Origin of the sequence: Pseudomonas sp. UW4 (assembly GCF_000316175.1) — a bacterium.
Taxonomy (GTDB): Bacteria; Pseudomonadota; Gammaproteobacteria; order Pseudomonadales; family Pseudomonadaceae; genus Aquipseudomonas; species Aquipseudomonas laurylsulfatiphila.
In genome coordinates, this window is record NC_019670.1 from 6,109,644 (window position 1) to 6,133,673 (window position 24,030).

The window sequence follows — 24,030 nt, forward strand, 5'->3', positions numbered from 1 at the left end:
GAACAATGACAAGACTCAAGCGTTTGATCGTTCCAGCCCTGGGCGCCCTGGTGCTCAGTGGCGTTGCCCATGCTGAAGAACGAACGTTGCGCGTCTACAACTGGTTCGACTACATCACCCCCAAGGCTCTGGAAGACTTCAAGGCCCAGAACAGCCAGACCAAGCTGGTCTACGACATTTTCGACACCAACGAAGCACTGGAAGCCAAGTTGCTGACCGGAAACTCCGGCTACGACGTGGTGGTGCCGTCCAACGTGTTCCTCGCCAAGCAGATCGAAGCCGGCGTGTTCCAGCCACTGGACCGCAGCAAATTGCCGAACTGGAACCACCTCGATCCCAAGCTGATGAAGCTGATCGAAGCCAACGACCCGGGCAACAAATTCGCCGTGCCTTACATGTACGGGACCATCCTGATCGGCTTCAACCCGGACAAGGTCAAGGCCGTGCTCGGCGACAACGCGCCAGTGGACAGCTGGGACCTGATCTTCAAGGAAGAGAACATCAGCAAGCTCAAGCAGTGCGGCGTCGCCCTGCTCGACTCGCCCTCGGAGATCTTGCCACTGGCCCTGCAACACCTCGGCCTCGATCCCAACAGCAAAAAGCCTGCGGACTACGACAAGGCTGAAGCGCTGCTGATGAAGATCCGCCCGTACATCACCTACTTCCACTCGTCCAAGTACATGGCCGACATTGCCAACGGTGACATCTGCGTCGCGGTCGGTTATTCCGGCAGCTTCTCGCAAGCCGCCAACCGCGCCAAGGAAGCCAAGAACGGTGTGATCGTCGACATGCGCTTGCCGAAGGAAGGCGCACCGATCTGGTTCGACATGCTCGCAATACCCAAGGGCGCGAAGAATCCGGAAGACGCCTACACCTTCATCAACTACCTGCTGCAACCCCAGGTGATTGCCCCGGTCAGTGACTTCGTCGGCTACCCGAACCCGAACAAGGACGCCACGGAAATGGTCGATCCGGCGATCCGCAACAACCCGAACCTGTACCCGACCGAAGCGGCAATGAGCACGCTCTACACCCTGCAACCGCTGCCGCGCGATGCCGAACGTGCGCGGACCCGGGCCTGGACCAAGATCAAGTCCGGTACCTGACAACCGCGTCGTTCCCGTAATCATCAAGACCTGCATTTACGCAGGTCTTTTTTTACCCGCGTTTCAGCCAGCACGCCACACCGCCCGCAATCGCTCCAGCGCAGACTCAATCGATTTTTCGGGCACGGCGGCGAAGCCCAGTACCAGCCCCGCTCGCTGATCCATCGGTGTCGTGGAGTCGGGCAACCAATAGCTGCTCAAGCCGTTGATCTCGACATCGACGCTTTGCGCCAACTCGATCAATTCACGTTCACGCGCCACGCTATCGACGGGGACGGTCATGTGCAGCCCGGCGGCGACGGTGGGTAATGGTCCGACCCCGGGAATCTCCCGCAGCCAGCCATTGAGCAATGTGTTACGGCGACTCAACGCCGCACGGCGCATGCGGCGGATATGCCGCTGGAAATGCCCGGCCGCCATGAACTCGGCCATCACCGCCTGGGTACTGACCTCGGAGTGGCGTACGTCCACGGCACGGCGTTGGGCAAAAGCCTGCACCAGCCCTGTCGGTAACACCAGGTAACCCAGGCGCAACGCCGGAAACGCCACTTTGCCGAACGTGCCGACGTAGAGCACCCGGCCTTGCCGATCCAGTGCCGCCAAAGGCGCCAGTGGCGCACCGCTGTAGCGGTACTCGCCGTCGTAGTCATCCTCGACGATCCAGCCCTGGGTGCGCTCGGCCCAGGCCAGCAACTCCAGGCGGCGAGCCAGGCTCATCACCACGCCGGTGGGGTACTGATGGGACGGGGTGACGTAGGTCAAACGGCAATCACGCAGCTGTGCCAGTTCAGCGCAGTCGATGCCCTCGCCATCCACTGCCACCCCATGCAACTTCGCACCTGCCACGGCGAACGCATGACCGGCCGCCCGATACCCGGGATTTTCAAGCGCTACCCCATCACCGGGCTCCACCAACAGCTGTGCACAAAGGCTGATCCCCTGCTGCGCGCCACTGGTGATCACAATTTGTTCAGCCGTGCATTGCATGCCACGGGAACTGCGCAAATACGCAGCAATCATCCCGCGCAAGCGCGCATCGCCAGCCGGGTCGCCATAGCACAGCTGCTGCAAATCCGGCTTGCGCCAGAAAGCCGCATTCAGCTTGGCCCAGACCTCGAATGGAAACAGATCGAACGCCGGAATACCGACCCGAAATGCCCGCGGCGGTCCGCTCGGCGGACTGGGTAAATGGTTGTTTTTTACCCGAGCCAACGGATCGTTGTGGATAACTTTGCTGGATGGATCCACAGGTAAATCGAGCCAATTTGTGGATAAGGTTGTTGATAACCCTGTTGAAAAGTCTGTGGATACTTTTGTGGATAGTTTTTTTGCCGGCAACGCCGCCTGAGGCAGTTGCGCGACATAAGTGCCGTCCCCGACTCGCCCCTCAATGAAGCCTTCGGCGTACAACTGATCGTAGGCACGCACCACGCTGTTGCGGGAAATCGCCAGCGCTGCGGCCAGGTCACGACTGGCCGGCAGACGCGTTCCACTGGCCAATCGTCCGTCGAGGACGCGCAGGCGCAAGGCCTGATAGAGCTGTCGACTCAACCCCTGGCGACGGTCGAGTTCGATACCGGCCGGGTTGAACGACAGGGAAAGCGGCGCATCCGTCATGACAATGGACCTATGAAATTGGTCATTAATGGCTCTTACAACAGACCAATAGCCTGCCTAGGATGAAGACATTCGCCAAGGAAAATATCTCCATGTATACGCCGCGCGCTTTTGCCATCGACGAGTTGTCCCAACTGCATGAACTGATCCTCGCCACCCGTCTCGCCATATTGGTGACCCACGGCGAAAGCGGCCTGCAAGCCAGTCATGTGCCGGTGCTGCTGCATTGCGAACAAGGCTTGAACGGCACGTTGTACGGGCATCTGGCCAAAGCCAATCCACAGTGGAAAGACCTGCGCGACGGTGCCGAGGCCCTGCTGATTTTTGCCGGTGCCGACGCCTACGTCAGCCCCGGCTTCTACCCGAGCAAGGCCGAACACGGCAAAGTCGTGCCAACCTGGAACTACGTCGCCGTACACGCCTATGGCCGAGCCGAAACCTTTAGCGATGGCGGGCGACTGCTCGACATCGTCAGCACCCTCACCGACCGTCATGAAGCTGGCCGCGCCCAACCGTGGTCAGTGGCCGACGCCCCCGCCGATTACATCGACGGCATGCTCAAGGCCATCGTCGGTTTCGCCATTCCCATCGACCGCCTGGAAGGCAAGCGCAAGCTCAGCCAGAACCGCAGCCCCGCCGACATCGCCGGCGTACGCGAAGGCCTGGCCGCCAGCCCCGACGTCAACGACCAGACCCTCGCCCAATTGATGCGCTAAGGAAATCACCATGAGTCAAATCGACATTCGCCAAGTCACCGCCGGTGATCACGCGGTCTGGTTGCCGCTGTGGCAAGCCTACCTGCACTTCTACAAAACCGAATTGCCACAAGCCGTCACCCAAAGCACCTGGCAACGCATGCTCGACCCGAACGAACCGACCCACGCCGCCCTCGCCTGGGCCGATGGCAAAGCGGTGGGCATGGTGCACTTCATCTACCATCGTTCGAACTGGGCCATCGAAAACGCCTGCTACCTGCAAGACTTGCTGGTGGTTCCGGAGACCCGAGGCACCGGCGTCGGCCGGCAATTGATCGAGTTCGTCTACGCCACGGCCAAGGCCGACGGCTGCAACAAGGTGCACTGGCTGACCCACGAAACCAACGCTACCGCGATCCAGCTCTACGAGCGCCTTGCAGAACGCCCCGGTTTCATCCAGTTTCGCAAAGCCATTTAAGGTTCAAGGAGAACAACATGTCGACTTCACTCGCCAACTGGAAAGGCGTCCCGGCCCCCACGACGCAACTGATCGAAGGACGCTTCATCCGCCTGGAAAAACTCGACCCGGCGCGCCACGGCGACGACCTGTTCAAAGCGCTGCAAGGCCCGGGCGCCGACCCAAAGCTTTGGGACTATCTGCCATACGGTCCCTTCCCGGAGCGCAGTGCCTTCAATGACTGGCTGAACAACCACGCAGCCAATAGCGACCCGTACTTCTTCAGCGTGATCGATCGCGCCAGCGGCGAGGTCCAGGGCATCCTCAGCCTGATGTCCATCGTCCCGGCCCAGGGCCGCATCGAAATCGGCCACGTCACCTTCGGCGCGCCGATGCAGCGCTCGCCGAAAAGCACCGAGGCGGTTTACCTGCTGGCCAAGGAATCCTTCGCCCTCGGCTACCGTCGCCTGGAATGGAAATGCAACAACGCCAACGCCCGCTCCAAATATGCGGCTGAGCGTTTGGGTTTCAGTTTTGAGGGTGTGTTTCGCCAGCATATGGTGGTCAAGGGGCAGAACCGCGATACGGCGTGGTACTCGATCCTGGATTCGGAATGGCCGGCGATTGGGGCCGGGTTTGAGAAGTGGTTGAGTGATGAGAACCAGACGGGGTCGGGGCAGTTGAAAAGCCTCGTTGAGTGCCGCGGCTAAAAGCATCAAAAGCAAAAGATCGCCCGAGCGCGGACCGAGCCTTCGGCAGCTCCTACAGGGTTGGTGTGTAGGAGCTGCCGAAGGCTGCGATCCTTTGATCTTCAAAAGCCTCCAACCCAACGCATCCAAGGCGCGCTGACGCCCACAAACTCTTGCTTTGCCATGGATAAAAAAAGGGGAGCACATGCCCCCCCGAGGTTTAAAGCGTTGTATCGAGGCTGTTAACTCAGCCTTCGATCTCGATCAGGATCTCGCCCGGGTTCACCCGGTCGCCCTTGGCCACGTGAATGGCGGTGACTTTACCGGCGATGGCTGCCTGGACTTCGGTTTCCATCTTCATCGCTTCGGTGATCAGCACGGCCTGGCCCGCCTTGACGGTGTCGCCTTCCTTGACCAGCACATCGACGATGTTGCCCGGCATGGTGGTGCTGACATGGCCTGGTGCGGTGGCTTGCTTGCGCTTGCTGCTACCGCCGCCGACGAATTCGTTGAGCGGTTCGAACACCACTTCTTCCGGCATGCCGTCGATGGACAGGTAGAAGTGACGCTTGCCTTCAGCCTTGACGCCGACACCGGTGATGTCGACGCGGTAGGTTTCGCCGTGAACGTCGATGACGAACTCGGTCGGTACGCCTTCACCGCCCGCCGAAGCCACCTTGCCGGCTTCCGGAATCGGCAACAGCACTTCAGGTGTCAGGGTTCCGGCCGCACGCTCTTCGAGGAACTTGCGACCGATGTCCGGGAACATCGCGAAGGTCAGCACGTCTTCTTCAGACTTGGCCAGAGCACCGATATCGGCGCGCAGCTTGGCCATTTCCGGCTTGAGCAGATCGGCTGGGCGCACGTCGATCACTTCTTCGCTGCCGATGGCCTGGCGCCGCAATTGTTCGTTGACGGTGCCCGGCGCCTTGCCGTAGCCGCCTTGCAGGTACAGCTTCACTTCGTTGGTGATGGTCTTGTAGCGCTCGCCGGCCAGCACGTTGAAGAACGCCTGGGTGCCGACGATCTGCGAGGTCGGGGTCACCAGCGGCGGGAAGCCGAGGTCTTCGCGAACTCGCGGGATTTCGGCCAGCACTTCGCTCATGCGATTCAGCGCGCCCTGCTCTTTCAACTGGTTGGCCAGGTTGGAAATCATCCCGCCCGGTACCTGGTTGACTTGCACACGGGTGTCGACGGCGGTGAATTCGCTTTCGAACTGGTGGTACTTCTTGCGCACGGCGTAGAAGTACAGGCCGATCTCTTGCAGCAATTCCAGGTTCAGGCCGGTGTCGAACTCGCTGCCCTTGAGGGCCGCGACCATCGACTCGGTGCCCGGGTGGCTGGTGCCCCAGGCGAAGCTGGAGATCGCGGTGTCGATATGGTCAGCGCCGTTTTCGATTGCCTTCATCTGGCACATCGCGGCCAGGCCAGCGGTGTCGTGCGAGTGGATGAACACGGGTAGCGATTGCTCGGCTTTCAGAGCCTTGACCAGTTCGCCAGTAGCGTACGGGGTCAGCAAACCGGCCATGTCCTTGATCGCCACCGAGTCGCAACCCATGGCTTCCATTTGCTTGGCCTGGTTCACGAAGGCTTCGATGGTGTGCACCGGGCTGGTGGTGTAGGCGATGGTGCCCTGGGCGTGTTTGCCGGCGGCTTTCACTGCTTCGATGGCCACGCGCAAGTTACGCACGTCGTTCATGGCGTCGAAGATACGGAACACGTCGATGCCATTGACCGCGGCCTTGGCGACGAAGGCTTTGACTACGTCGTCGCTGTAGTGGCGGTAGCCCAGCAGGTTCTGGCCGCGCAACAGCATTTGCAGGCGGGTGTTAGGCAGTGCGGCGCGCAGTTGGCGCAGACGCTCCCACGGGTCTTCCTTCAGGAAACGTACGCAGGCGTCGAAGGTCGCGCCGCCCCAGCATTCCAGCGACCAGTAGCCGACTTTGTCGAGCTTGTCGCAGATGGGCAGCATGTCTTCGGTGCGCATGCGGGTGGCGAGCAGCGATTGGTGGGCGTCGCGCAGGATAGTGTCGGTAACGTGGATTTGTTTGCTCATTGTTCTATTCCTCACAGGCCTGCGTGGGCGGCGATGGCGGCGGCGATGGCCAGGGCCAGCTCTTCGGGTTTGCGCTTGATCGAGTAGTTGGTCAGTTCAGGGTGGCTTTCAACGAAGCTGGTGTTGAACTGGCCGCTACGGAATTCCGGGTTACGCAGAATTTCCTGGTAGTACGCGGCAGTGGTCTTGACCCCTTGCAGACGCATGTCATCGAGGGCGCGCAGACCACGGTCCATCGCCTCTTCCCAGGTCAGCGCCCACACCACCAGTTTCAGGCACATGGAGTCGTAGAACGGTGGAATGGTGTAGCCGGTGTAGATCGCCGTGTCCGTCCGCACACCGGGACCGCCGGGTGCGTAGTAACGGGTGATCTTGCCGAAGCTCGGCAGGAAGTTGTTCTTCGGGTCTTCGGCGTTGATCCGGAATTGCAGGGCGAAACCACGGTGCTGGATGTCTTCCTGTTTCACCGAAAGCGGCAAGCCGGAGGCAATGCGAATCTGCTCGCGGACAATGTCGATGCCAGTGATTTCTTCGGTGATGGTGTGTTCCACCTGCACCCGGGTGTTCATCTCCATGAAGTACACCTCGCCCTCGGCGAGCAGGAACTCCACGGTGCCGGCGTTCTCGTAGCCCACGGCCTTGGCTGCACGCACCGACAGGTCGCCGATGTAGGCGCGCTGTTCCGGGGTCAGTTGCGGACTCGGGGCGATCTCGATCAGCTTCTGGTTGCGGCGCTGGATCGAGCAGTCACGCTCGAACAGGTGCACCACGTTGCCGAAGCTGTCGCCAAGGATCTGCGCTTCAATATGCTTGGGATTGACGATGCATTTTTCCAGGAACACTTCCGCCGAACCGAATGCCTTGGTGGCTTCGGAAATGACCCGAGGGAAAGCCTGTTCGAGTTCTTCACGGCTGTTGCAGCGACGAATACCCCGACCACCACCACCGGATGTGGCCTTGAGCATCACCGGGTAGCCAATGCGATCGCCTTCGGTGAGGGCTTCTTCGATGCCCGACACGTTGCCTTCGGTGCCCGGAGTGACCGGCACGCCGGCCTTGATCATGCTGCGGCGCGCTTCGGTCTTGTCGCCCATGCGGCGAATGACTTCAGCCGATGGACCAATGAATTTGATCCCGCGCTCAGCGCAGATTTCCGCCAGTTCGGCGTTTTCCGACAGGAAACCGTAACCGGGGTGCAGTGCATCGCAACCGGTTTCCACAGCCAGGTTCACCAGCTTGCGCGGGTTCAGGTAACCGGCCAGCGGTTCGGCACCGATGCTGTGGGCCTCGTCCGCACGCTTCACATGCAAGGCATGGCGGTCGGCGTCGGAATAGATCGCGACCGAGCGAATGCCCATTTCGGCACAGGCACGTACGATTCGTACGGCAATCTCACCACGGTTGGCGATCAGGATCTTTGTTATCACTTGGAGTTTCCCTTGAGCCGGTGGTACCTACAACCTGCTAGACACCAGGTCGACGAGTGACCAAATGTTTCAAATTGGTCGCAGGTCCACACTAGCGCCCACAAGGGATTAACAAAAATGAATAAAAATTGGGTCGTGCATAAGTAAAGACTTATAGTTGATTCACCAGCCAGCGACCAGAGTGACCGGATAATGCGTAAGTCATTGATGCGTATGACTTTGCGGCAATTGCAGATCTTCAATGAGGTCTGTGATTTGCGCTCTTACAGCCGCGCGGCCGACGAAATGTCGCTCACACAACCTGCTGTCAGCCTGCAGATTCGTCAGCTCGAAGAGCTGATTGGCCAGCCTTTGTTCGATTACGTCGGCAAAAAGCTCTACATGACCGAAGCAGCTGAAGCGTTACAGCGAGCCAGCCGGGATATTTTCGGACGCCTGGAAAACCTCGACATGCAGCTGTCGGACATGCAGGGCTCGTTGCAGGGGCAACTGAAACTGGCGGTCGAATCCAGCGCCAAATATTTCGTGCCGCATCTGTTTGCCGCATTCAAACGCCAGCACCCGGAGGTGAACCTGCAACTGACGGTAGTCAATCGCGGCCAGGTGATTCGGCGTCTGTCGGACAACCGCGACGACCTGGTGATCATGTCCATGGTGCCTCAGGACATGGGCCTGGAGTTCCTGCCGTTCCTGAACAACCCGATCGTCGCCGTGGCGCCACCGGATCACCCGCTGTGTCACATGGGGCCGCTGCGCTTGCAGGATCTCGAGCCCTACACACTGTTGCTGCGTGAGCCAGGTTCCGGGACGCGGCTGGCGTGCGAAGAATACTTCAAAGAGAAGCGTGTGCACTTCAACCAGACTCAGGAAGTCTCGTCTGCCGAAGCTCAGCGAGAATGTGTACTGGCAGGCCTGGGCGTTGCGCTGTTGACGCGCCACGCCCTGAACCTTGAGCTGGCAACCGGCGGGTTGATCGAGCTACCCATCGAAGAGCTGCCACTGTTCCGCAGTTGGTGCCTGGTGCAGGCCAAGGCGAAACGCCTGTCACCGGTGGCTCACGCCTTCCTGGCGTTTATCCGCAGTGAACGGATCCAGATCAGCGCGCTGGTTGAGCGTTTCGACGGGAAGTCGAGGGAGATGCCTGCCAGAAGTTGAGTTCCAACTCCGGAAAATCGCCAATTTCGGCCAGAAGCTGACGGCGTTCGCAGCGATCTTCGATAGCGCGACGGAATTCCATGCGGCGCTGGTCTTCCTGCTGACGACGGGTTTTGACAGCGCTGTTGCGTTCTTCGTAGGGCATGGCCATTTCGAGTCTCCCAAGGCGAGTACGGGAGTTTCAAGATAGGCGCGAGGGATGACGGTTTGGCGGCTCGGGTGTTACAGACTGATGAAAATTGCGGCGTATTCGAGGACGCCATCGCGAGCAGGCTCGCTCCCACCTTTGACCGCGATCTCCTGTGGGAGCGAGCCTGCTCGCGATTAAGGTCGGAACGACCTTACGACGACGTCAGTCGTCCAGCGCTTTCACCGACTTGGGTGACAACCGCAAACTGCGCAAACTGCGTTTAACGCTCTTGAGGTGATTGACCAGGCTCGGGCCGCGGGCCATGGCCACGCCCATCGCCAGCACATCGATCACCACCAGGTGGGCGATACGCGAGGTCAGCGGCGTATAGATTTCAGTGTCCTCGTGCACATCGATTGCCAGGTTGACCGTCGACAACTCGGCCAATGGCGTCTGGCTTGGGCACAACGTGATCAACGAAGCGCCGCTTTCGCGCACCAGGTTGGCGGTGATCAGCAGGTCCTTGGAACGACCCGACTGGGAAATGCAGATGGCCACGTCAGTCGGCTTCAATGTCACGGCCGACATCGCCTGCATGTGCGGGTCGGAGTACGCCGCTGCGGTAAGCAGCAACCGGAAGAATTTGTGCTGCGCATCCGCCGCGACCGCACCAGAGGCGCCAAAACCATAGAACTCGACGCGCTGGGCCTGGGACATCAGCGTCACAGCCCTCTGCAACTCCAGCGGATCGAGTTTCTCGCGAACCTCCATCAGGGTATGCAGGGTGGTGTCGAAGATTTTCAGGCTGTAGTCGGCGACCGAATCGTCTTCGTGGATCGCAAACTGGCCAAAACTCGCACCGGCCGCCAGGCTCTGGGCCAGCTTCAGCTTCAGGTCCTGAAAGCCGGAACAGCCGATGGCACGGCAAAAACGCACGATGGTCGGTTCACTGATGCCCACGCTGTGGGCCAGGTCGGCCATGGAGCTGTGCATCACGGCCGCCGGATCAAGCAGCACGTGGTCGGCGACCTTGAGCTCCGACTTGCGTAACAGGTGACGAGACTGGGCGATGTGTTGCAGCAGATTCAAAGGGCTGGACTCTTTGTTATTGGCAGGTGCCGGGGATGTAGCACGCTTGTAGTTATACTACATGAATCGGCTTTTTGCCTGCTCAATGCGTAACCGGATCCCTCGATTTTTGGGTGTGCGGACGTGATGTAGCGGTAAAAAACCCAATGCGACGCCACCACCATCACACCAACAAGAAACAAAACTCATAAATAAGACCTGATGACTTAATTAATCATCAATACAAAGACCACACATACAACCTTACAAATACACTCTATCCCCCCAAACCACAAACAAGTATTTCGACGTATATTGCCCATGCAGGACGCAATTAACTTTAACTTAAAGGAATATATTATGAAGTTTGAAACCAGTGGTTGGATTGCTCAAATCGATCGTATGACGGGCGCAGCATCTTTTCGCACTTACGGTACCGTAACCGTTGAAAACAGCGGCGTTAGCGTATTACTAACAGAAAGTCCGATCCAGGATAAATCCAATAATCTTCGGTTGGAATTGCATCTTCTTCCTTCTCTTGATCCTTCGGCACAGGTTCTGACAGACAAATTTGTTGAATACAAGAAACTGGGCGACTCCAATGTTACCGGAGTAAGTATTTACCATGACGACGTGTTAGTGACCACCATTGATAAAGTGTTGATCACACACTAAGAACAATTAGTACCAGGAGTTCCCGCCACCTGCAAAGTCCAGCGGGAACTCCCTTTCAACCTGCGCGCTGCTCTCGTAGCAGCCGTGCCAATCCCTGCGCTTCAATCGGCCGGCTGATGAGATAGCCTTGCACCTCATCGCAGCGCTCATTCTTGAGGAATTCGAGCTGCTCCGTCCGCTCCACGCCTTCCGCCACTACCTTCAACGACAGGCCGTGCGCCATGGCGATGATCGCCCGGGTAATCGCCGCATCTTCGCTGCCCTCGCCCAAGCCGCGAATGAACGCCTGATCGATCTTCACGTAATCCACCGGAATACGCTTGAGGTAGCTCAGCGACGAATAGCCCGTACCGAAATCATCGATCGCCAGCTTCACGCCCAGATCACGCAACTGCTGGAAGGTTGCGATGATGTGCTCGACGCTGTCCAGCAACTGGCTTTCGGTAAGCTCCAGCTCCAGGTAGTGCGGCGCCAACCCGGTCTCTTCCAGCACCTGTCGCACCAGACTGACCAGCTTGCCCTGACGCAACTGATGCACCGACAAGTTGACCGACACCCGAATCGGCTCAAGCCCCTGCCGCTGCCACTCACAGGCTTGCCAGCAGGCCTGACGCAGCACGAACTCACCGATCGGGCCGATCAATCCGGTTTCTTCAGCCAGACCGATGAAATCCCCCGGCGGCACGCGGCCCATGGTCGGATGATCCCAACGCACCAGCGCCTCGGCAGCATTCAGCTTGCCCGTGGCCAGGCACAGCTTGGGTTGGTAGAACACCTTCAACTGCTTCTCTCCGATGGCTTTGCGCAAGTGGTTTTCCAGCTGCAAACGCTCCAGCGTGCTGGCTTGCAGGCTGTCGGTGTAGAACTGGAAGTTGTTGCCACCCAAATGCTTTGCGTGCTGCATGGCCATGTTCGATTGACTGACCAACGCGGAAATTTCCCGGGCGCTATCCGGCAACAGACTGATGCCCATTGACGCACTGACCACCAACTCATGCCCGTCAATGGTCACCGGCAAACGCAACTTGCTCGCCAGGCGAGTCGCCACCCGGGCCAGGCTCGAAAGGTTGCCGTAGGAGTTGAACAGCACGGCAAACTCATCGCCCGAGAGGCGCGCGATGGTGTCTGCTTCAGGCAATGCATTCACCAGTCGTCGGGCCATTTTCTGCAACAACTGGTCGGCGACTTCATGCCCCAGGCTGTCGTTGAGTTGCTTGAACCGGTCGAGATTGATGTGCAGCAAGGCCAGGCTGCGATAACCGCCCTGTCGTACCCGTTGATGAGCCTCGCTGAGGCGCTCGCGGAACATCGCGCGGTTGGCCAGCCCCGTGAGTTCGTCGTAATGGGTCAGATAGCGCATTCGCTCTTCGGATTCCCGGCGGGCAGAAAGATCCGCGAAGAAGCCCACGATATGGCTGACATTTCCCCGGCTATCGCGCACGGCATTCAATTGCAGCCATTGCGGGTACATCTCGCCGTTCTTGCGGGTTTCCACCAATTCACCCTGCCAGCTGCCTTGCTGCTCCAGCGCCTGATGGATCGCGGCGTAATGCCGACGCGCATCGCGACTGCATGGCAACTCAACGACATTGCGCCCGATCATGTCTTCGATGGCATAGCCGGTCACCCGACTGAAGGCTTGATTGATTGCGATCAGGGCATAGTTCGGGTCGAAAATCACAATCCCTTCGCTGGCCGCCTCAAATACGGTCGCCGCCAGTTGCCGCTGCTCTTCCAGGTTTTTGCTGACACTGATGTCGCGCCGAGTGCCGACCATGCGCAAAACCCGTCCGTTCTCGGCACGCTCGACCGCCCGCCCACGGTCCTCGATCCAGACCCAGTGGCCATCGCCATGGCGCACGCGATACTCGATTTGATAGTCCTCGGTGCGGCCCTTCAGATGCTCGACCAGCGCCCTTTTCAGCGCTGGAAGGTCCTCGGGGTGAAGACGCGGTTTGAGGTGACGCAGTATTGCCGTGACCTGGTCCGGCTCCAGGCCGAACAGTTCCTGAATCTGCGTGTGATGGACTTCGTCGGTTTGCAGATTCCAGTCCCACAACCCCAACTCGCTGGCCTTCAATGCCAGCGCCAGGCGGGCTTCGCTCTTGCTCAGCGCCTGGTTGGCGGCGTCCAGCTCCAGGCTGCGCTGAGCGACGCGGTTTTCCAGGTCGACCTGGATCTCTCGCAATTCGTTCTCGGCGCGTCGACGCTGTTCGATCTCCTTGGCCAGCTTTTGATTGAGCTGGTCACTGCAGCTTTGCGCCTGCTGTAGATGCTCGATCAGTGCCTGGTTCTGAAAGCGTCGCATCAAGCCCCGATCGATCAATCGATTGACCTGCCAGGCAACCACACTCAATGCACCGAGCAGAATCAGCCCGAACCAGCCCCAGCCCTGCTGCTGTTCGTCACCGCCCCAAAACATATAGGCAATGGCCGGTAGCAGGCAGGGCAAGGTGAAAGACAGAAAGGCCGGCAAACTGACGGCATAAGCCACGCTGGCCGAAAGCGCTGCGGCACCGATGAGGCCGAAGACCCAGGCTTGCTGAATGAAGTTATCGGCGGGAACCAGGGCAATACCGGCACCGGCCAGGGTCAGACCGGTGAGGCCGGAACCCAGCAAAAACATCCGTCGCCAAATGGGCTGGGCTTGACGATTGGGGATGGCCGAATCGAAGGCTGCGACCTGAATCACCCGCAATGCCACCAAGGACAACAACCACACCAGCCAGACACTGACCAGGAAATAGCGCTGCGGGCTCCAGAGCAAACCGGCACAGACCAGGCCATTGATCAGCATGAACAATGTGGGCAGCAGCGAGCCCTGATACAACAGGCGCGTGCGTTCGACCGCCATTTCCATGGCGTATTGCTTTCTGATAACCCGGGGCTCCACAGTGGGGCCCGACAGGTCGAAGCTGAGGGTCATAGGCGATGTTCTTGTTCTTATAATGATGAGCATGGGCCCGAAACTGCTCGGAGCATACACAAGCAATTGCCCGGACCAAACTGCTGTTGATCAATAAATCGCCAATTTTTTCAGCCGCCGCCCCACCCTGAAAACCCTAAAGGCACGCCCCGCCAACGCCTGCAGCCGATGACTGACCGGTCGTCCCTCGCGTAACTTTCATCGGTTAATGCGAAGCGGAGTTTGCCCGGTGTGTCGCAGCCCCCTAGAATGCCCCGATGCGCGATGATCTCTCCCTTCTGCTGAACTCCCTCAACGATGCCCAACGCCAGGCCGTAGCGGCCCCCGTGGGTCGTCAGTTGGTCCTGGCCGGTGCTGGCTCCGGTAAAACCCGAGTGCTGGTGCACCGTATCGCCTGGTTGATCCAGGTCGAAAACGCCTCACCCCACTCCATCCTGTCGGTGACCTTCACCAACAAGGCTGCTGCCGAGATGCGCCAGCGCATCGAGCAACTGATGGGCATCAACCCGGCCGGCATGTGGGTCGGCACCTTCCACGGCCTGGCGCACCGCTTGCTGCGGGCGCACTGGCAAGAAGCAGGCTTGAGCCAGACTTTCCAGATTCTCGACAGCGATGACCAGCAACGGCTGGTCAAGCGGGTGATCCGCGAACTCGGTCTGGACGAGCAACGCTGGCCGGCCCGTCAGGCCCAATGGTTCATCAATGGGCAGAAAGACGAAGGTCTGCGCCCGCAGCACATTCAAGCCAGTGGCGATCTGTTCCTGGCGACCATGCGCGGCATCTATGAGGCCTACGAGGCCGCGTGCCTGCGCGCCGGTGTCATCGACTTCTCCGAACTTCTGCTGCGCGCCCTCGATCTGTGGCGCGATCACCCAGGCCTGCTCGCTCACTATCAAAAGCGCTTCCGGCACATCCTCGTGGACGAGTTCCAGGACACCAACGCCGTGCAGTACGCCTGGTTGCGCCTGCTGGCCAAGGGTGGCGACAGCCTGATGGTGGTGGGCGATGACGACCAGTCGATCTACGGCTGGCGTGGCGCGAAAATCGAGAACATCTACCAGTATTCCGAAGACTTCCCGGACGCCGAAACCATTCGCCTGGAACAGAACTATCGTTCCACCGCCGGCATCCTGAAGGCCGCCAACGCCTTGATCGCCAACAACACCGGACGCCTGGGCAAAGAACTGTGGACCGACGGTGGCGACGGTGAGGCAATCAATCTGTATGCCGCCTTCAACGAACACGACGAAGCACGCTACGTTGTCGAAACCATAGAAAGCGCGCTGAAAACCGGCCTGTCTCGCAGCGATATCGCGATTCTGTACCGCTCCAACGCCCAATCGCGGGTTTTGGAAGAAGCGCTGCTGCGTGAACGCATTCCGTACCGCATCTATGGCGGCCAGCGCTTCTTCGAGCGCGCCGAAATCAAGAACGCCATGGCTTACCTGCGATTGCTCGAAGGGCGAGGCAACGACGCCGCGCTGGAACGGGTGATCAACGTGCCGGCCCGCGGCATCGGCGAGAAAACCGTCGAAGCGATCCGTGACCATGCGCGCCACAGCGATGTGTCGATGTGGGAAGCGATGCGCCAACTGGTGGCCAACAAAGGCCTGACCGGTCGTGCGGCCGGCGCCCTTGGCGCGTTTATCGAGTTGATCGAGAACCTCGCCGCCAAGTGCATGGAAATGCCGCTGCACCTGATGACCCAGACCGTCATCGAGCAATCGGGGCTGATCGCCTATCACGAAGCGGAAAAAGGTGAGAAAGGCCAGGCCCGGGTGGAAAACCTTGAGGAACTGGTCAGCGCCGCACGCAACTTCGAAAACAGCGAAGAAGACGAAGACCTGACGCCATTGGCAGCGTTCCTCGGCCATGCCTCGCTGGAGGCCGGCGATACCCAGGCCGACGAGCACGAAGACAGCATTCAACTGATGACCCTGCACAGCGCCAAGGGCCTGGAATTCCCTTACGTGTTCCTGGTGGGCATGGAAGAAGGCCTGTTTCCGCACAAGATGAGCCTGGAAGAGCCCGGCCGCCTTGAGGAAGAACGTCGTCTGGCCTACGTCGGCATTACACGGGCGATGCAGAACCTGGTGATGACCTACGCTGAAACCCGACGCCTTTATGGCAGCGAGACCTACAACAAGGTGTCGCGCTTCGTACGCGAAGTGCCCAAAGGCCTTATTCAGGAAGTACGTTTGTCCAACAGCGTCAGCCGGCCGTTCGGTGGCAACCAGTCGATGAGTGGCAGCAACCTGTTCAGCGGCAGCGAAATTCCGGAAACCGGCTTCAGTCTGGGTCAGACCGTACGCCATTCGATCTTCGGTGACGGCGTGATCCTCAACTTCGAGGGCGCCGGTGCTCAGGCCCGGGTGCAGGTGAACTTCAGCGAAGGCAGCAAGTGGCTGATGCTGGGTTACGCCAAGCTGGAAGCGATCTAGCTTTTCTGTGGGAGCGAGCTTGCTCGCGATAGCGGTAGATCAGTCGACATTATTTCTGGTTGTCAGTCCGTCATCGCGAGCAAGCTCGCTCCCACAGGTTGTAGGTAGGTTCCAGGCCGATATCTGAATTTAAAGGTGCGATGGACATGGGCTCAGGCTTCTTTTCCTCCTGGACATTCTGGGCCCTGTTATCGGCGGCGTTCGCGGCAATGACCGCCATTTTCGCGAAAGTCGGCATCGAAAACGTCAATTCCGACTTCGCTACGCTGCTGCGTACGATCGTGGTATTGGTTAGCCTGGCCTTGATTTTGTACGCCACGGGCCAATATCAGTCATTAGGATCGATCTCGGCAAAGAGCTACCTGTTCCTGCTGTTGTCGGGCCTGGCCACCGGTGCGTCGTGGATCTGCTATTTCCGTGCACTCAAGGCAGGTCCGGCGTCACTGGTTGCCCCGGTGGACAAACTCAGCGTGGTGTTGGTGGCCGTACTTGGCGTAGTCCTGCTGGGTGAAAAACTCGACCTGCGCCAATGGGGCGCAATTGGTCTGATCACGGCCGGAGTCGTCATGTTGGCATTACGTCGCTAAGCGAACGTCCTACAGAACTTATCCACTCATCTGACAGACCAAAGTCAAAAGGCCCTATTGCACTGATTGAAGCTGAATAAAACCTGTCAGGCAAAAGCCCGAAACACTCTGCCGCTAGCCAGTAACACTTCAGCTGTGCAACATGGCGCGCGTGCCTTCCACAAATGGGAATTCCCTTTATGAAACGTTTTCTTAGCATCGCCATGGCGTTGTGCATCGGCCTGACGATGAGTCTCGACGTCAATGCCGCCAAGCGCTTCGGTGGTGGCAAAAGCGCAGGCGCTGCGCCGACGCACCAGACCAGCCAGATGGCTCCTTCTTCTCCAGGCATGGGCGGCGCTGCGGCGACCGCTGGTGCTGCCGGTGCCGCTGGCGCCGCTGCCAAGGCCGGTGGCGCTTCGCGCTGGCTCGGCCCTCTGGCCGGTATCGCGGCCGGCGGCCTGCTGGCCTCCATGTTCATGGGCGACGGCTTCCAGGGCATGCAGATCCTCGACATCCTGATCATGGCTGTCATTGCATTCCTGGTCTTCCGCTTTATCGCCGCCCGTCGTCGCAAGCAGCAGGAGCATTACGCTCCGGCCGGCCACGCACCGATGCAACGTGAAGCGTTCGAACAAAAGCCTGCCGGCGGTTCGATTTTCGGTGGTTCGCCAGCGCCTGCTGCCGCTCGTCCAGTGATCAACGCTCCAGCCTGGTTCAACGAAAGAAACTTCGTCGAAGCAGCGCGCAATCACTTCCAGTCCCTGCAACAGCACTGGGACGCCAATGAAATGGACAAGATCGCCGAGTTCGTGACCCCGCAAATGCTGGAGTTCCTCAAGCGTGAGCGTGCCGACCTGGGCGACGGTTTCCAGTCCACCTACATTGATAACCTCAATGTACAGCTGGACGGTGTGGATGATCGCGCCGACAAGACCATTGCCACCCTGACCTTCACCGGCGTGTCGAAGACCTCGCGTTTCGACCAGGGCGAAGTCTTCAGCGAAAGCTGGAACATGGAACGTGCACAGGGCGAAAACCAGCCTTGGCTGGTGGCAGGTATCCGCCAGAACGGCTGATCCCGCACCGAGCTTCACTTGCTGAAAAGAAAACCCCAGCCCTGGCTGGGGTTTTCTATTTCGCGGTTGCATCTATAGCAAGCTACTGTATAAACCGCCCCATATAAACCGCGCCATACAAGCAAGAGGATCCCGGACGTGGAAGAAATCATCGAACAACTGCGTGAAGCCAACGAACCGGTACCGGTCCCCTTGGAATTGCCTGACGAAGACCTGCTGGTCGAAATCGAAGAACAACTGTTCATCGACATTCCATTCGTCTTCAGAGAGTTTCTGCTGACCGTCAGCGACGTGGTCTACGGTAGCCTGGAACCGGTCACCGTGACTGACCCGCAATCCCACACCTACCTGCCCGACGTTGCCGCCAACGCCTGGGACGCCGGTGTCGATCGCAGCCTGATCCCAATCTGCCAGGACGGTGACGACTACTACTGCGTCGAAGAGGACGGCACCGTGGTGCTTTGGCAGGCCGAAGAGGAGCTGATCGCCGAAGAAACCTGGGAGTCGGTGTGGCACTGGGCGCGGGACGTCTGGCTGGAAAGCTGATCCCGTCAACGCCGCTGGGTGGTCAATGCCCGGACGACTCCTTGTGATTTTCAAGGGTTTCCAGCAACGCCACCTGCATCCGCGTATGCACACGAATGAACCAGCGCCACAGCAGCGCCGCCACGGCGGCCGCGACCACGGCAATCAGTACCAGCAACTTGTTGGTCGGCAGAATACTGGCCGACAAGGCTGCCAACAGCAAAAAGATCACCAGCAGCGACAGGATCGGGATCACTTCGGCGATCACCCTGCGCACTCGCTGCGTATGGCGCCCGGCCATCTCTGGCTTGACGCCCATTTCCGCCAGCAACATCGACAGGGCTTTGAGCTTGCGGTATGCCGCAATCAAAAAAGGCAGCGACAACAATAGCGCCCCACCCCAGATCAATGCCTTCTGCCAGCTCGGATCGCTGATCCAGCCTTGCACGTAAGCCGACATGCGCTCGGCGAAGTACGCGCCCGAGAAGAAAATCGCGATCACCAATGCCAGGTTGACCCCGACCTGCAGCAAAATCCTCCTGATCATCGACGCCAGCAACGCCCCCTCGCCCTGTGGCTGGATGCTGCGCAGCCATTCGCCGTACATCCCCAACACCCGTCCCAGACGCTCCGGCATGACGCCCGCGAGCTTGATCGACAATGGATCAGCCGCGCGAATCAGATAAGGCGTCAGCAAGGTCGTGATCACCGACACCGCTACAGCCACCGGGTATAAAAAGTTACTGGTGACCTGCAACGTCATGCCCAGCGCAGCAATGATGAAGGAGAACTCGCCAATCTGTGAAAGACCCATCCCGACCCGCAGCGAGGTGCGTCCGTCATTACCGGCGATAAATGCACCAAGACCGCAGGACAACATCTTGCCGAGCACCACGGCTACGGTGATTACGGCGATTGGCCAGGCGTACTGAAGCAAGATCGCCGGATCGAGCATCAGCCCGATGGCGACAAAGAAAATCGCGCTGAAAAGATCTCGAACCGGTTCAATCAAGCGCTCGATTTTCAGCAGTTGCCGGGATTCAGCCATGATCGCGCCGATCAGGAACGCGCCGAGGACCATGCTGTATTCAAGCCTGACCACCAGCAGGCAGAAGCCGAAACACAGGCCCAGCACGGTAATCAGCAGCATTTCGTTGCTCTCGAACCTCGCCACGTAGGCCAGCAACCGCGGCACCAACAGAATGCCGATGACTAATGCGACGATCATGAACAGCGACAGTTTGCCCACTGTAGAAAACACTTCGCCGGAGCTGACCGTACCACTGACGGCGATGCTGGACAGAAGCGCGATGATGCCGATGCCCAGAATGTCTTCGACGATCAGCACACCGAATATCAACTGCGCAAACCGCTCGTTCTTCAACTTCAGATCATTGAGTGCCTTGACGATGATGGTGGTTGAGGAAATCGCCAGGATCGCGCCGAGGAACAGTGAATCCATGGTGTTCCAGTCAAACCAGCGACCGATCTCGTAGCCGATCCAGATCATCAGCACGATTTCCAGGAATGCCGCGATGAAGGCCGTGGCACCGACCTTGAACAACTTGCGCAGGCTGAACTCCAGGCCCAGGCAGAACATCAGGAATATCACCCCGAGTTCGGCCAGGGTCTTGATGGTTTCTTCGTCATGGATCAGGCCGAATGGCGGGGTGTGCGGGCCGATGATGAAACCGGCGACGATGTAGCCCAGCACCACCGGTTGTTTCAGGCGATGAAAAACCACGGTCACCACACCTGCGATCAACATGATCACTGCCAGATCCTGAATGAAACTGATGGCATGCATGGCGAGCGGCTCCCTGATTGAAGTTGCCCGACTCACAGACGCAGGAATGGTCTGATCAAGCCGAGCAAAAGTCTGCTTTGCGCGTAGGAAATACCCCTGTCTCCGGGCTTTTTGCAGGGTAACACCGCGACTTCTGGCAGAAAGGCGGTGCAATATATGGAAACAGATCGATCCGGCGTGACGGCGACTCCGCACCCGGCGTCCCGATAACTGTTGGTTTGAAAAAACCGCCGAGGCACCCGCAGAGGTGCATCCCTCAAACCTGGCCTTGACCCGTGAGAATGCTATGGAACCCGGAAACGCCCAGCTGTCGATGACGGTATTGATGACCCCAGACATGGCCAACTTCTCTGGCAATGTTCACGGTGGCACCCTGCTCAAGTACCTCGACGAAGTGGCCTACGCCTGCGCCAGCCGTTATGCCGGCCGATATGTGGTGACCCTGTCGGTGGACCAGGTCATTTTCCGAGAGCCGATCCATGTCGGCGAACTGGTGACCTTTCTCGCCTCGGTCAACTACACCGGCAACACTTCCATGGAGGTGGGCATCAAAGTGGTGACCGAGAACATTCGCGAGCGTTCGGTGCGCCACACCAACAGCTGCTTCTTCACCATGGTCGCGGTGGATGACCAGCGTAAACCTGCCCAGGTACCGCCGCTGCAACCGGACAACAGCGAGAGCAAGCGCCGCTTCATCCAGGCCCAGCAGCGCCGGCAGATTCGCCAGGAACTGGAAAAGCGTTATCAGGAGATCAAGGGCGACGCCTGAAGCAAAAGATCGCCGCCTGTTGTAGGAGCTGCCGCAGGCTGCGATCTTTTTACTGTAAATGGACTACAGGCTGATCGAGGTCGCCTCGAACCGCACCCGCGGATGGGCAATCCGGTCCTGAGCCCGAACCAGTTCCAACTCGTAGCTGGCACAGGCCTGGGTTTCCAGCAGCACTTCATGCACCGCCGACGCCGCGAACTCGAACGCGGCCACCAGGCTGTCACCCAACAGCACACGTGCCAGGAACAGCCCGGACGTCAGATCGCCAACGCCCACCGGCTGACGCGGGAACGCCAGCAACGGGCGCTGCAAATGCCAGCTGCCTTCGGCCGTCACCAGCAGCATTTCGAAGACCTCTGCCGACTTGCCTGGGTAGTCCAGATGCTTGACCAGCACCGCTTTCGGGCCGCGCGCCAGCAATGCACGCGCCATGGCCAGGCAATCGAACAGCGATTGCGGCTTGCGCCCGGAGAAACTGTCCAGTTCCAGCTGGTTCGGGCACATGAAGTCCGCTACGGCGGCGGCCTCCTCCAGCAGAAAATCACTGACTTCCGCCGGAACACTGCAGCCTTTCTCCGGATGCCCCATGACCGGGTCACACAGGTACAGTGCCTTGGGATTCATCGACTTGATCCGCGCCACACCCGTCAGGATCGCCCGGCCCTGGGCCGCACTGCCGAGGTAACCGGAGAGCACCGCATCGCAGTTGCCCAGCTCGCCAATCGCCGCGATACCCTCGACCAGCTCAGGTATCTGATGCGGCGCCAGCACTTCACCGGCCCATTGACCGTACTGGGTGTGATTGGAGAACTGCACGGTGTTGAGCGGCCAGACATTCACCCCGACCCGTTGCATCGGGAAAACCGCGGCACTGTTGCCGGCGTGACCGAATACCACGTGGGACTGGATAGCGAGCAAATGCGGTGTACGTTTCATGCGGTGGATTTCCGTAAAACGATTGAAATTCTAGCCGCGCAGTATGCGACTAAACGCAGCCTGTACGACAGACCAGCGACGCAGTTAAGCTGACACTATCTTGTTGGAGCACCCTGTTGATGCTGACCCTTGGAAATATATTCGTGCTGATGCTGTTCGCCACTGCCGGCGCATGGCTATGGCACAACCACGGCTTGCGCGAGCGCGCGCTGGAGCGGGTCAAGCAGCATTGCACCAAGCTCGGGATCGAATTGCTGGACGGCAACGTGGCGTTGAAAAGAATCGCGTTCATCAGGGATGCCAGTGGTCGGCGACGCCTGGCCCGTGTGTATAACTTCGAATTCACCGTGACCGGCGAAACCCGCCACAACGGCACCATCACCCAGTTCGGCGCGCACAGCGCACAGATTGAACTGGCGCCCTACCCGGTCCCGTTCGACGAAACCGAACCGGTGGTCGATGTGGTAAAGCCTCGAGCAGAAGTGATCGAGCTGAGCCAGTGGCGCCAGGAACATACCAAGTGGCGGCCGTGAGCCGTTAAGCCGATTCGGCTCGGCACGCAGCCAGTTCACTCTGCAACAGTTCTGCATCTCGGGACTCACTGAAAATCAGCTCGATGCGCGAATCCTGCCGCCATTCGCTGGACCGCCAGTCCAGTACCGAGTTATCCACCGCGTTTGCCGATATCCATCCGTCGACACTGTGGATAACCAGCTTCGCCCGCCTCCAGCCAAGGCTTTCAAGCCACTGGCCAACCAGCGCGGCATCAAATACCTGGCTTGGGTGCCAACGCCATCCGATGCTCCAGCCTCCGTCCTGCTGCTGACTCAAGCAAATGGGTAACGCAGGATCGCTCCAGACCGCCGGCAGCTGCGCCAATCCCTTGGGCAAAACGAAGTTATCCACACCTGCCTGCGCTTTGGCGTTCAGCCCCGGCAGCTCCCTCAAGGGTAAAACCGCCTGTTGCGTCCAGCACAGAGGCGTCGGCGGCAATAGCGCGGCGACTTGCTGGCGACTGTCTTCCTCGAGACCTTCGGACTTGTTCAGCACTAACAGTCCCGCATGACTCAGGGCTTGCTGTTGTGCATCCGGCAACGGTTTGCCAGCGGCGAGCGCCTGGGCGTCCAGCACCACCACACAAGGCTGAACAGCCAACACGCCTTGCCACGGCGCTTCGCTCAATTGCCTGAGCAACTGCGCCGGATGCCCCAGCCCCGAGGGCTCGATGAACAGCCGATCCGGTTGCGCCTTGCGCAACAAGCGCCCAAGACCAATCTGAAAGGGTGCACCGTTGACGCAGCACAGGCAGCCCCCGGCCACTTCACCCAGTGCGATACCATCGGCGTCCCGGGTCAGCAGCGCAGCGTCGAGACCGATCTGGCCAAACTCGTTGATCAACACCGCCCACCGCTCGCCTGCCGGGCGCTGGGCCAACAGGTGCTTGATCAGGCTGGTCTTGCCGGCGCCCAACGGACCGGCAATGACATGAGTAGGGATATTCTGCAGCATGGTCGATGATTTCTGAGGAGGTAGTGGATGCGGTTGATTGGCTTGTCGTTGCTCCTGGCACTCGTTTCAGGCGAGGCGCTGGCCCAGGCCTGCGTGGTTCACAGCCAGGCCGAGCGGCTTGATGTCCAGGTTTGCCAGCAGAACCGCAACATCCCGCCAAAACTCTTCGCCGATGGTTTCTGCCAGCCGAACCTGGCGGGGCAGAAAGTCGATGTGCAGTATGTCGATCAATGCCCCGGCGGCGCATTTGGCATCTGCAGCAACGCCCAAGTCGCCAATATGCCCTACCGCCAGGATATTCACTATTACGGCGTTGCCACCGACGCGGCATATTTGCAGCCGTACTGCGAGGCCCAGAGCCAGGGCACCTGGCTCAAGCCATGAAGCGCCATCAGAG

Annotated in this window: 22 protein-coding genes; 13 read left to right on the forward strand and 9 right to left on the reverse strand. The window is 59.4% G+C overall.

Annotation, left to right across the window (positions count from 1 at the left end):
* The first annotated feature begins 5 nt into the window (after positions 1-5).
* Positions 6-1,106 (forward strand): polyamine ABC transporter substrate-binding protein, encoded by a 1,101-nt coding sequence (locus tag PPUTUW4_RS27265; protein WP_015097405.1) that lies wholly within the window; start codon positions 6-8, stop codon positions 1,104-1,106.
* A 63-nt stretch (positions 1,107-1,169) separates the two neighbouring features.
* Here the strand turns inward: PPUTUW4_RS27265 and PPUTUW4_RS27270 are convergent, their stop codons facing one another.
* Positions 1,170-2,723 carry a PLP-dependent aminotransferase family protein gene (locus tag PPUTUW4_RS27270; protein ID WP_015097406.1) on the reverse strand — a complete coding sequence of 518 codons (1,554 nt, stop codon included), beginning with the start codon at positions 2,721-2,723 and terminating at the stop codon, positions 1,170-1,172.
* A 92-nt stretch (positions 2,724-2,815) separates the two neighbouring features.
* On the opposite strand from PPUTUW4_RS27270, the gene PPUTUW4_RS27275 reads away from it, so the two are divergent.
* From PPUTUW4_RS27275 to PPUTUW4_RS27285, 3 genes are read left to right on the forward strand one after another with little or no spacing between them, the layout of a single operon-like run.
* A complete protein-coding gene (locus tag PPUTUW4_RS27275; protein WP_007971713.1) occupies positions 2,816-3,439 on the forward strand; it encodes an FMN-binding negative transcriptional regulator in 624 nt (207 codons plus the stop codon).
* A 10-nt stretch (positions 3,440-3,449) separates the two neighbouring features.
* Positions 3,450-3,896, forward strand: coding sequence for a GNAT family N-acetyltransferase (locus PPUTUW4_RS27280; protein ID WP_015097408.1), 447 nt, complete (start codon positions 3,450-3,452; stop codon positions 3,894-3,896).
* A 17-nt stretch (positions 3,897-3,913) separates the two neighbouring features.
* Positions 3,914-4,585 (forward strand): GNAT family protein, encoded by a 672-nt coding sequence (locus PPUTUW4_RS27285; RefSeq protein WP_015097409.1) that lies wholly within the window; start codon positions 3,914-3,916, stop codon positions 4,583-4,585.
* 226 nt (positions 4,586-4,811) lie between these two features.
* Here the strand turns inward: PPUTUW4_RS27285 and oadA are convergent, their stop codons facing one another.
* A complete protein-coding gene (gene oadA / locus PPUTUW4_RS27290) occupies positions 4,812-6,620 on the reverse strand; it encodes a sodium-extruding oxaloacetate decarboxylase subunit alpha (RefSeq protein WP_015097410.1) in 1,809 nt (602 codons plus the stop codon).
* 11 nt (positions 6,621-6,631) lie between these two features.
* The gene (locus PPUTUW4_RS27295; RefSeq protein ID WP_007971702.1) at positions 6,632-8,047 is read right to left on the reverse strand and encodes an acetyl-CoA carboxylase biotin carboxylase subunit; all 1,416 of its coding nucleotides are present in this window, start codon (positions 8,045-8,047) and stop codon (positions 6,632-6,634) included.
* A gap of 192 nt (positions 8,048-8,239) precedes the next feature.
* Here PPUTUW4_RS27295 and PPUTUW4_RS27300 point away from each other — a divergent pair, with 192 nt between their 5' ends.
* Complete coding sequence (locus PPUTUW4_RS27300) at positions 8,240-9,202, forward strand: LysR family transcriptional regulator (protein WP_007971700.1); 963 nt, start codon at positions 8,240-8,242, stop codon at positions 9,200-9,202.
* Here the strand turns inward: PPUTUW4_RS27300 and PPUTUW4_RS28555 are convergent.
* Positions 9,144-9,353, reverse strand: a complete 210-nt coding sequence (locus tag PPUTUW4_RS28555; protein WP_007971698.1) for a hypothetical protein — start codon at positions 9,351-9,353, stop codon at positions 9,144-9,146. The genes PPUTUW4_RS27300 and PPUTUW4_RS28555 overlap by 59 nt on opposite strands.
* 201 nt (positions 9,354-9,554) lie before the next feature.
* Positions 9,555-10,421: a transcriptional regulator HexR gene (hexR, locus tag PPUTUW4_RS27305; RefSeq protein WP_007954250.1), complete on the reverse strand. Its 867-nt coding sequence runs from the start codon at positions 10,419-10,421 to the stop codon at positions 9,555-9,557.
* Between the two features lie 339 nt (positions 10,422-10,760).
* On the opposite strand from hexR, the gene PPUTUW4_RS27310 reads away from it, so the two are divergent.
* Positions 10,761-11,075 carry a hypothetical protein gene (locus PPUTUW4_RS27310; RefSeq protein ID WP_015097411.1) on the forward strand — a complete coding sequence of 105 codons (315 nt, stop codon included), beginning with the start codon at positions 10,761-10,763 and terminating at the stop codon, positions 11,073-11,075.
* Positions 11,076-11,130: 55 nt separating this feature from the next.
* On the opposite strand, the gene PPUTUW4_RS27315 is transcribed toward PPUTUW4_RS27310, so the two are convergent.
* Positions 11,131-14,001, reverse strand: coding sequence for an EAL domain-containing protein (locus PPUTUW4_RS27315; protein ID WP_015097412.1), 2,871 nt, complete (start codon positions 13,999-14,001; stop codon positions 11,131-11,133).
* Between the two features lie 257 nt (positions 14,002-14,258).
* Here PPUTUW4_RS27315 and uvrD point away from each other — a divergent pair, with 257 nt between their 5' ends.
* From uvrD to PPUTUW4_RS27335, 4 genes are all read left to right on the forward strand, one after another.
* Positions 14,259-16,442 carry a DNA helicase II gene (gene uvrD / locus PPUTUW4_RS27320; protein ID WP_007971693.1) on the forward strand — a complete coding sequence of 728 codons (2,184 nt, stop codon included), beginning with the start codon at positions 14,259-14,261 and terminating at the stop codon, positions 16,440-16,442.
* Between the two features lie 146 nt (positions 16,443-16,588).
* Positions 16,589-17,029 carry an EamA family transporter gene (locus tag PPUTUW4_RS27325; protein WP_015097413.1) on the forward strand — a complete coding sequence of 147 codons (441 nt, stop codon included), beginning with the start codon at positions 16,589-16,591 and terminating at the stop codon, positions 17,027-17,029.
* 179 nt (positions 17,030-17,208) lie between these two features.
* Positions 17,209-18,087 (forward strand): Tim44 domain-containing protein, encoded by an 879-nt coding sequence (locus tag PPUTUW4_RS27330; protein WP_015097414.1) that lies wholly within the window; start codon positions 17,209-17,211, stop codon positions 18,085-18,087.
* A gap of 138 nt (positions 18,088-18,225) precedes the next feature.
* Positions 18,226-18,633, forward strand: coding sequence for an SMI1/KNR4 family protein (locus tag PPUTUW4_RS27335; RefSeq protein ID WP_003187120.1), 408 nt, complete (start codon positions 18,226-18,228; stop codon positions 18,631-18,633).
* Positions 18,634-18,655: 22 nt separating this feature from the next.
* Here PPUTUW4_RS27335 and PPUTUW4_RS27340 read toward each other — a convergent pair whose 3' ends face one another.
* A complete protein-coding gene (locus PPUTUW4_RS27340; RefSeq protein ID WP_015097415.1) occupies positions 18,656-20,419 on the reverse strand; it encodes a cation:proton antiporter in 1,764 nt (587 codons plus the stop codon).
* Between the two features lie 286 nt (positions 20,420-20,705).
* Here PPUTUW4_RS27340 and PPUTUW4_RS27345 point away from each other — a divergent pair, with 286 nt between their 5' ends.
* A complete protein-coding gene (locus PPUTUW4_RS27345; protein WP_007971685.1) occupies positions 20,706-21,188 on the forward strand; it encodes an acyl-CoA thioesterase in 483 nt (160 codons plus the stop codon).
* Positions 21,189-21,251: 63 nt separating this feature from the next.
* Here the strand turns inward: PPUTUW4_RS27345 and pdxY are convergent, their stop codons facing one another.
* On the reverse strand, positions 21,252-22,124 hold the full coding sequence (gene pdxY, locus PPUTUW4_RS27350) for a pyridoxal kinase PdxY (RefSeq protein ID WP_015097416.1): 873 nt from the start codon (positions 22,122-22,124) through the stop codon (positions 21,252-21,254).
* A gap of 119 nt (positions 22,125-22,243) precedes the next feature.
* Here pdxY and PPUTUW4_RS27355 point away from each other — a divergent pair, with 119 nt between their 5' ends.
* Complete coding sequence (locus PPUTUW4_RS27355; protein ID WP_007971681.1) at positions 22,244-22,657, forward strand: DUF3301 domain-containing protein; 414 nt, start codon at positions 22,244-22,246, stop codon at positions 22,655-22,657.
* A 4-nt stretch (positions 22,658-22,661) separates the two neighbouring features.
* Here PPUTUW4_RS27355 and PPUTUW4_RS27360 read toward each other — a convergent pair whose 3' ends face one another.
* Positions 22,662-23,633, reverse strand: coding sequence for a CobW-like GTP-binding protein (locus PPUTUW4_RS27360; protein WP_015097417.1), 972 nt, complete (start codon positions 23,631-23,633; stop codon positions 22,662-22,664).
* Positions 23,634-23,660: 27 nt separating this feature from the next.
* Between PPUTUW4_RS27360 and PPUTUW4_RS27365 the strand changes: the two genes are divergently transcribed.
* Positions 23,661-24,017 carry a hypothetical protein gene (locus PPUTUW4_RS27365; protein WP_041474970.1) on the forward strand — a complete coding sequence of 119 codons (357 nt, stop codon included), beginning with the start codon at positions 23,661-23,663 and terminating at the stop codon, positions 24,015-24,017.
* The last annotated feature ends 13 nt before the right edge of the window (positions 24,018-24,030 follow it).

Bases quoted from the DNA above. Each gene is read 5' to 3' on its own strand.
- PPUTUW4_RS27265 (WP_015097405.1), top strand. From the start codon at position 6: ATGACAAGACTCAAGCGTTTGATCGTTCCAGCCCTGGGCGCCCTGGTG.
- PPUTUW4_RS27270 (WP_015097406.1), bottom strand. From the start codon at position 2,723: ATGACGGATGCGCCGCTTTCCCTGTCGTTCAACCCGGCCGGTATCGAA.
- PPUTUW4_RS27275 (WP_007971713.1), top strand. From the start codon at position 2,816: ATGTATACGCCGCGCGCTTTTGCCATCGACGAGTTGTCCCAACTGCAT.
- PPUTUW4_RS27280 (WP_015097408.1), top strand. From the start codon at position 3,450: ATGAGTCAAATCGACATTCGCCAAGTCACCGCCGGTGATCACGCGGTC.
- PPUTUW4_RS27285 (WP_015097409.1), top strand. From the start codon at position 3,914: ATGTCGACTTCACTCGCCAACTGGAAAGGCGTCCCGGCCCCCACGACG.
- oadA (WP_015097410.1), bottom strand. From the start codon at position 6,620: ATGAGCAAACAAATCCACGTTACCGACACTATCCTGCGCGACGCCCAC.
- PPUTUW4_RS27300 (WP_007971700.1), top strand. From the start codon at position 8,240: ATGCGTAAGTCATTGATGCGTATGACTTTGCGGCAATTGCAGATCTTC.
- PPUTUW4_RS28555 (WP_007971698.1), bottom strand. From the start codon at position 9,353: ATGGCCATGCCCTACGAAGAACGCAACAGCGCTGTCAAAACCCGTCGT.
- PPUTUW4_RS27310 (WP_015097411.1), top strand. From the start codon at position 10,761: ATGAAGTTTGAAACCAGTGGTTGGATTGCTCAAATCGATCGTATGACG.
- PPUTUW4_RS27315 (WP_015097412.1), bottom strand. From the start codon at position 14,001: ATGACCCTCAGCTTCGACCTGTCGGGCCCCACTGTGGAGCCCCGGGTT.
- uvrD (WP_007971693.1), top strand. From the start codon at position 14,259: ATGCGCGATGATCTCTCCCTTCTGCTGAACTCCCTCAACGATGCCCAA.
- PPUTUW4_RS27325 (WP_015097413.1), top strand. From the start codon at position 16,589: ATGGGCTCAGGCTTCTTTTCCTCCTGGACATTCTGGGCCCTGTTATCG.
- PPUTUW4_RS27330 (WP_015097414.1), top strand. From the start codon at position 17,209: ATGAAACGTTTTCTTAGCATCGCCATGGCGTTGTGCATCGGCCTGACG.
- PPUTUW4_RS27340 (WP_015097415.1), bottom strand. From the start codon at position 20,419: ATGCATGCCATCAGTTTCATTCAGGATCTGGCAGTGATCATGTTGATC.
- PPUTUW4_RS27345 (WP_007971685.1), top strand. From the start codon at position 20,706: ATGGAACCCGGAAACGCCCAGCTGTCGATGACGGTATTGATGACCCCA.
- pdxY (WP_015097416.1), bottom strand. From the start codon at position 22,124: ATGAAACGTACACCGCATTTGCTCGCTATCCAGTCCCACGTGGTATTC.
- PPUTUW4_RS27355 (WP_007971681.1), top strand. From the start codon at position 22,244: ATGCTGACCCTTGGAAATATATTCGTGCTGATGCTGTTCGCCACTGCC.
- PPUTUW4_RS27360 (WP_015097417.1), bottom strand. From the start codon at position 23,633: ATGCTGCAGAATATCCCTACTCATGTCATTGCCGGTCCGTTGGGCGCC.
- PPUTUW4_RS27365 (WP_041474970.1), top strand. From the start codon at position 23,661: ATGCGGTTGATTGGCTTGTCGTTGCTCCTGGCACTCGTTTCAGGCGAG.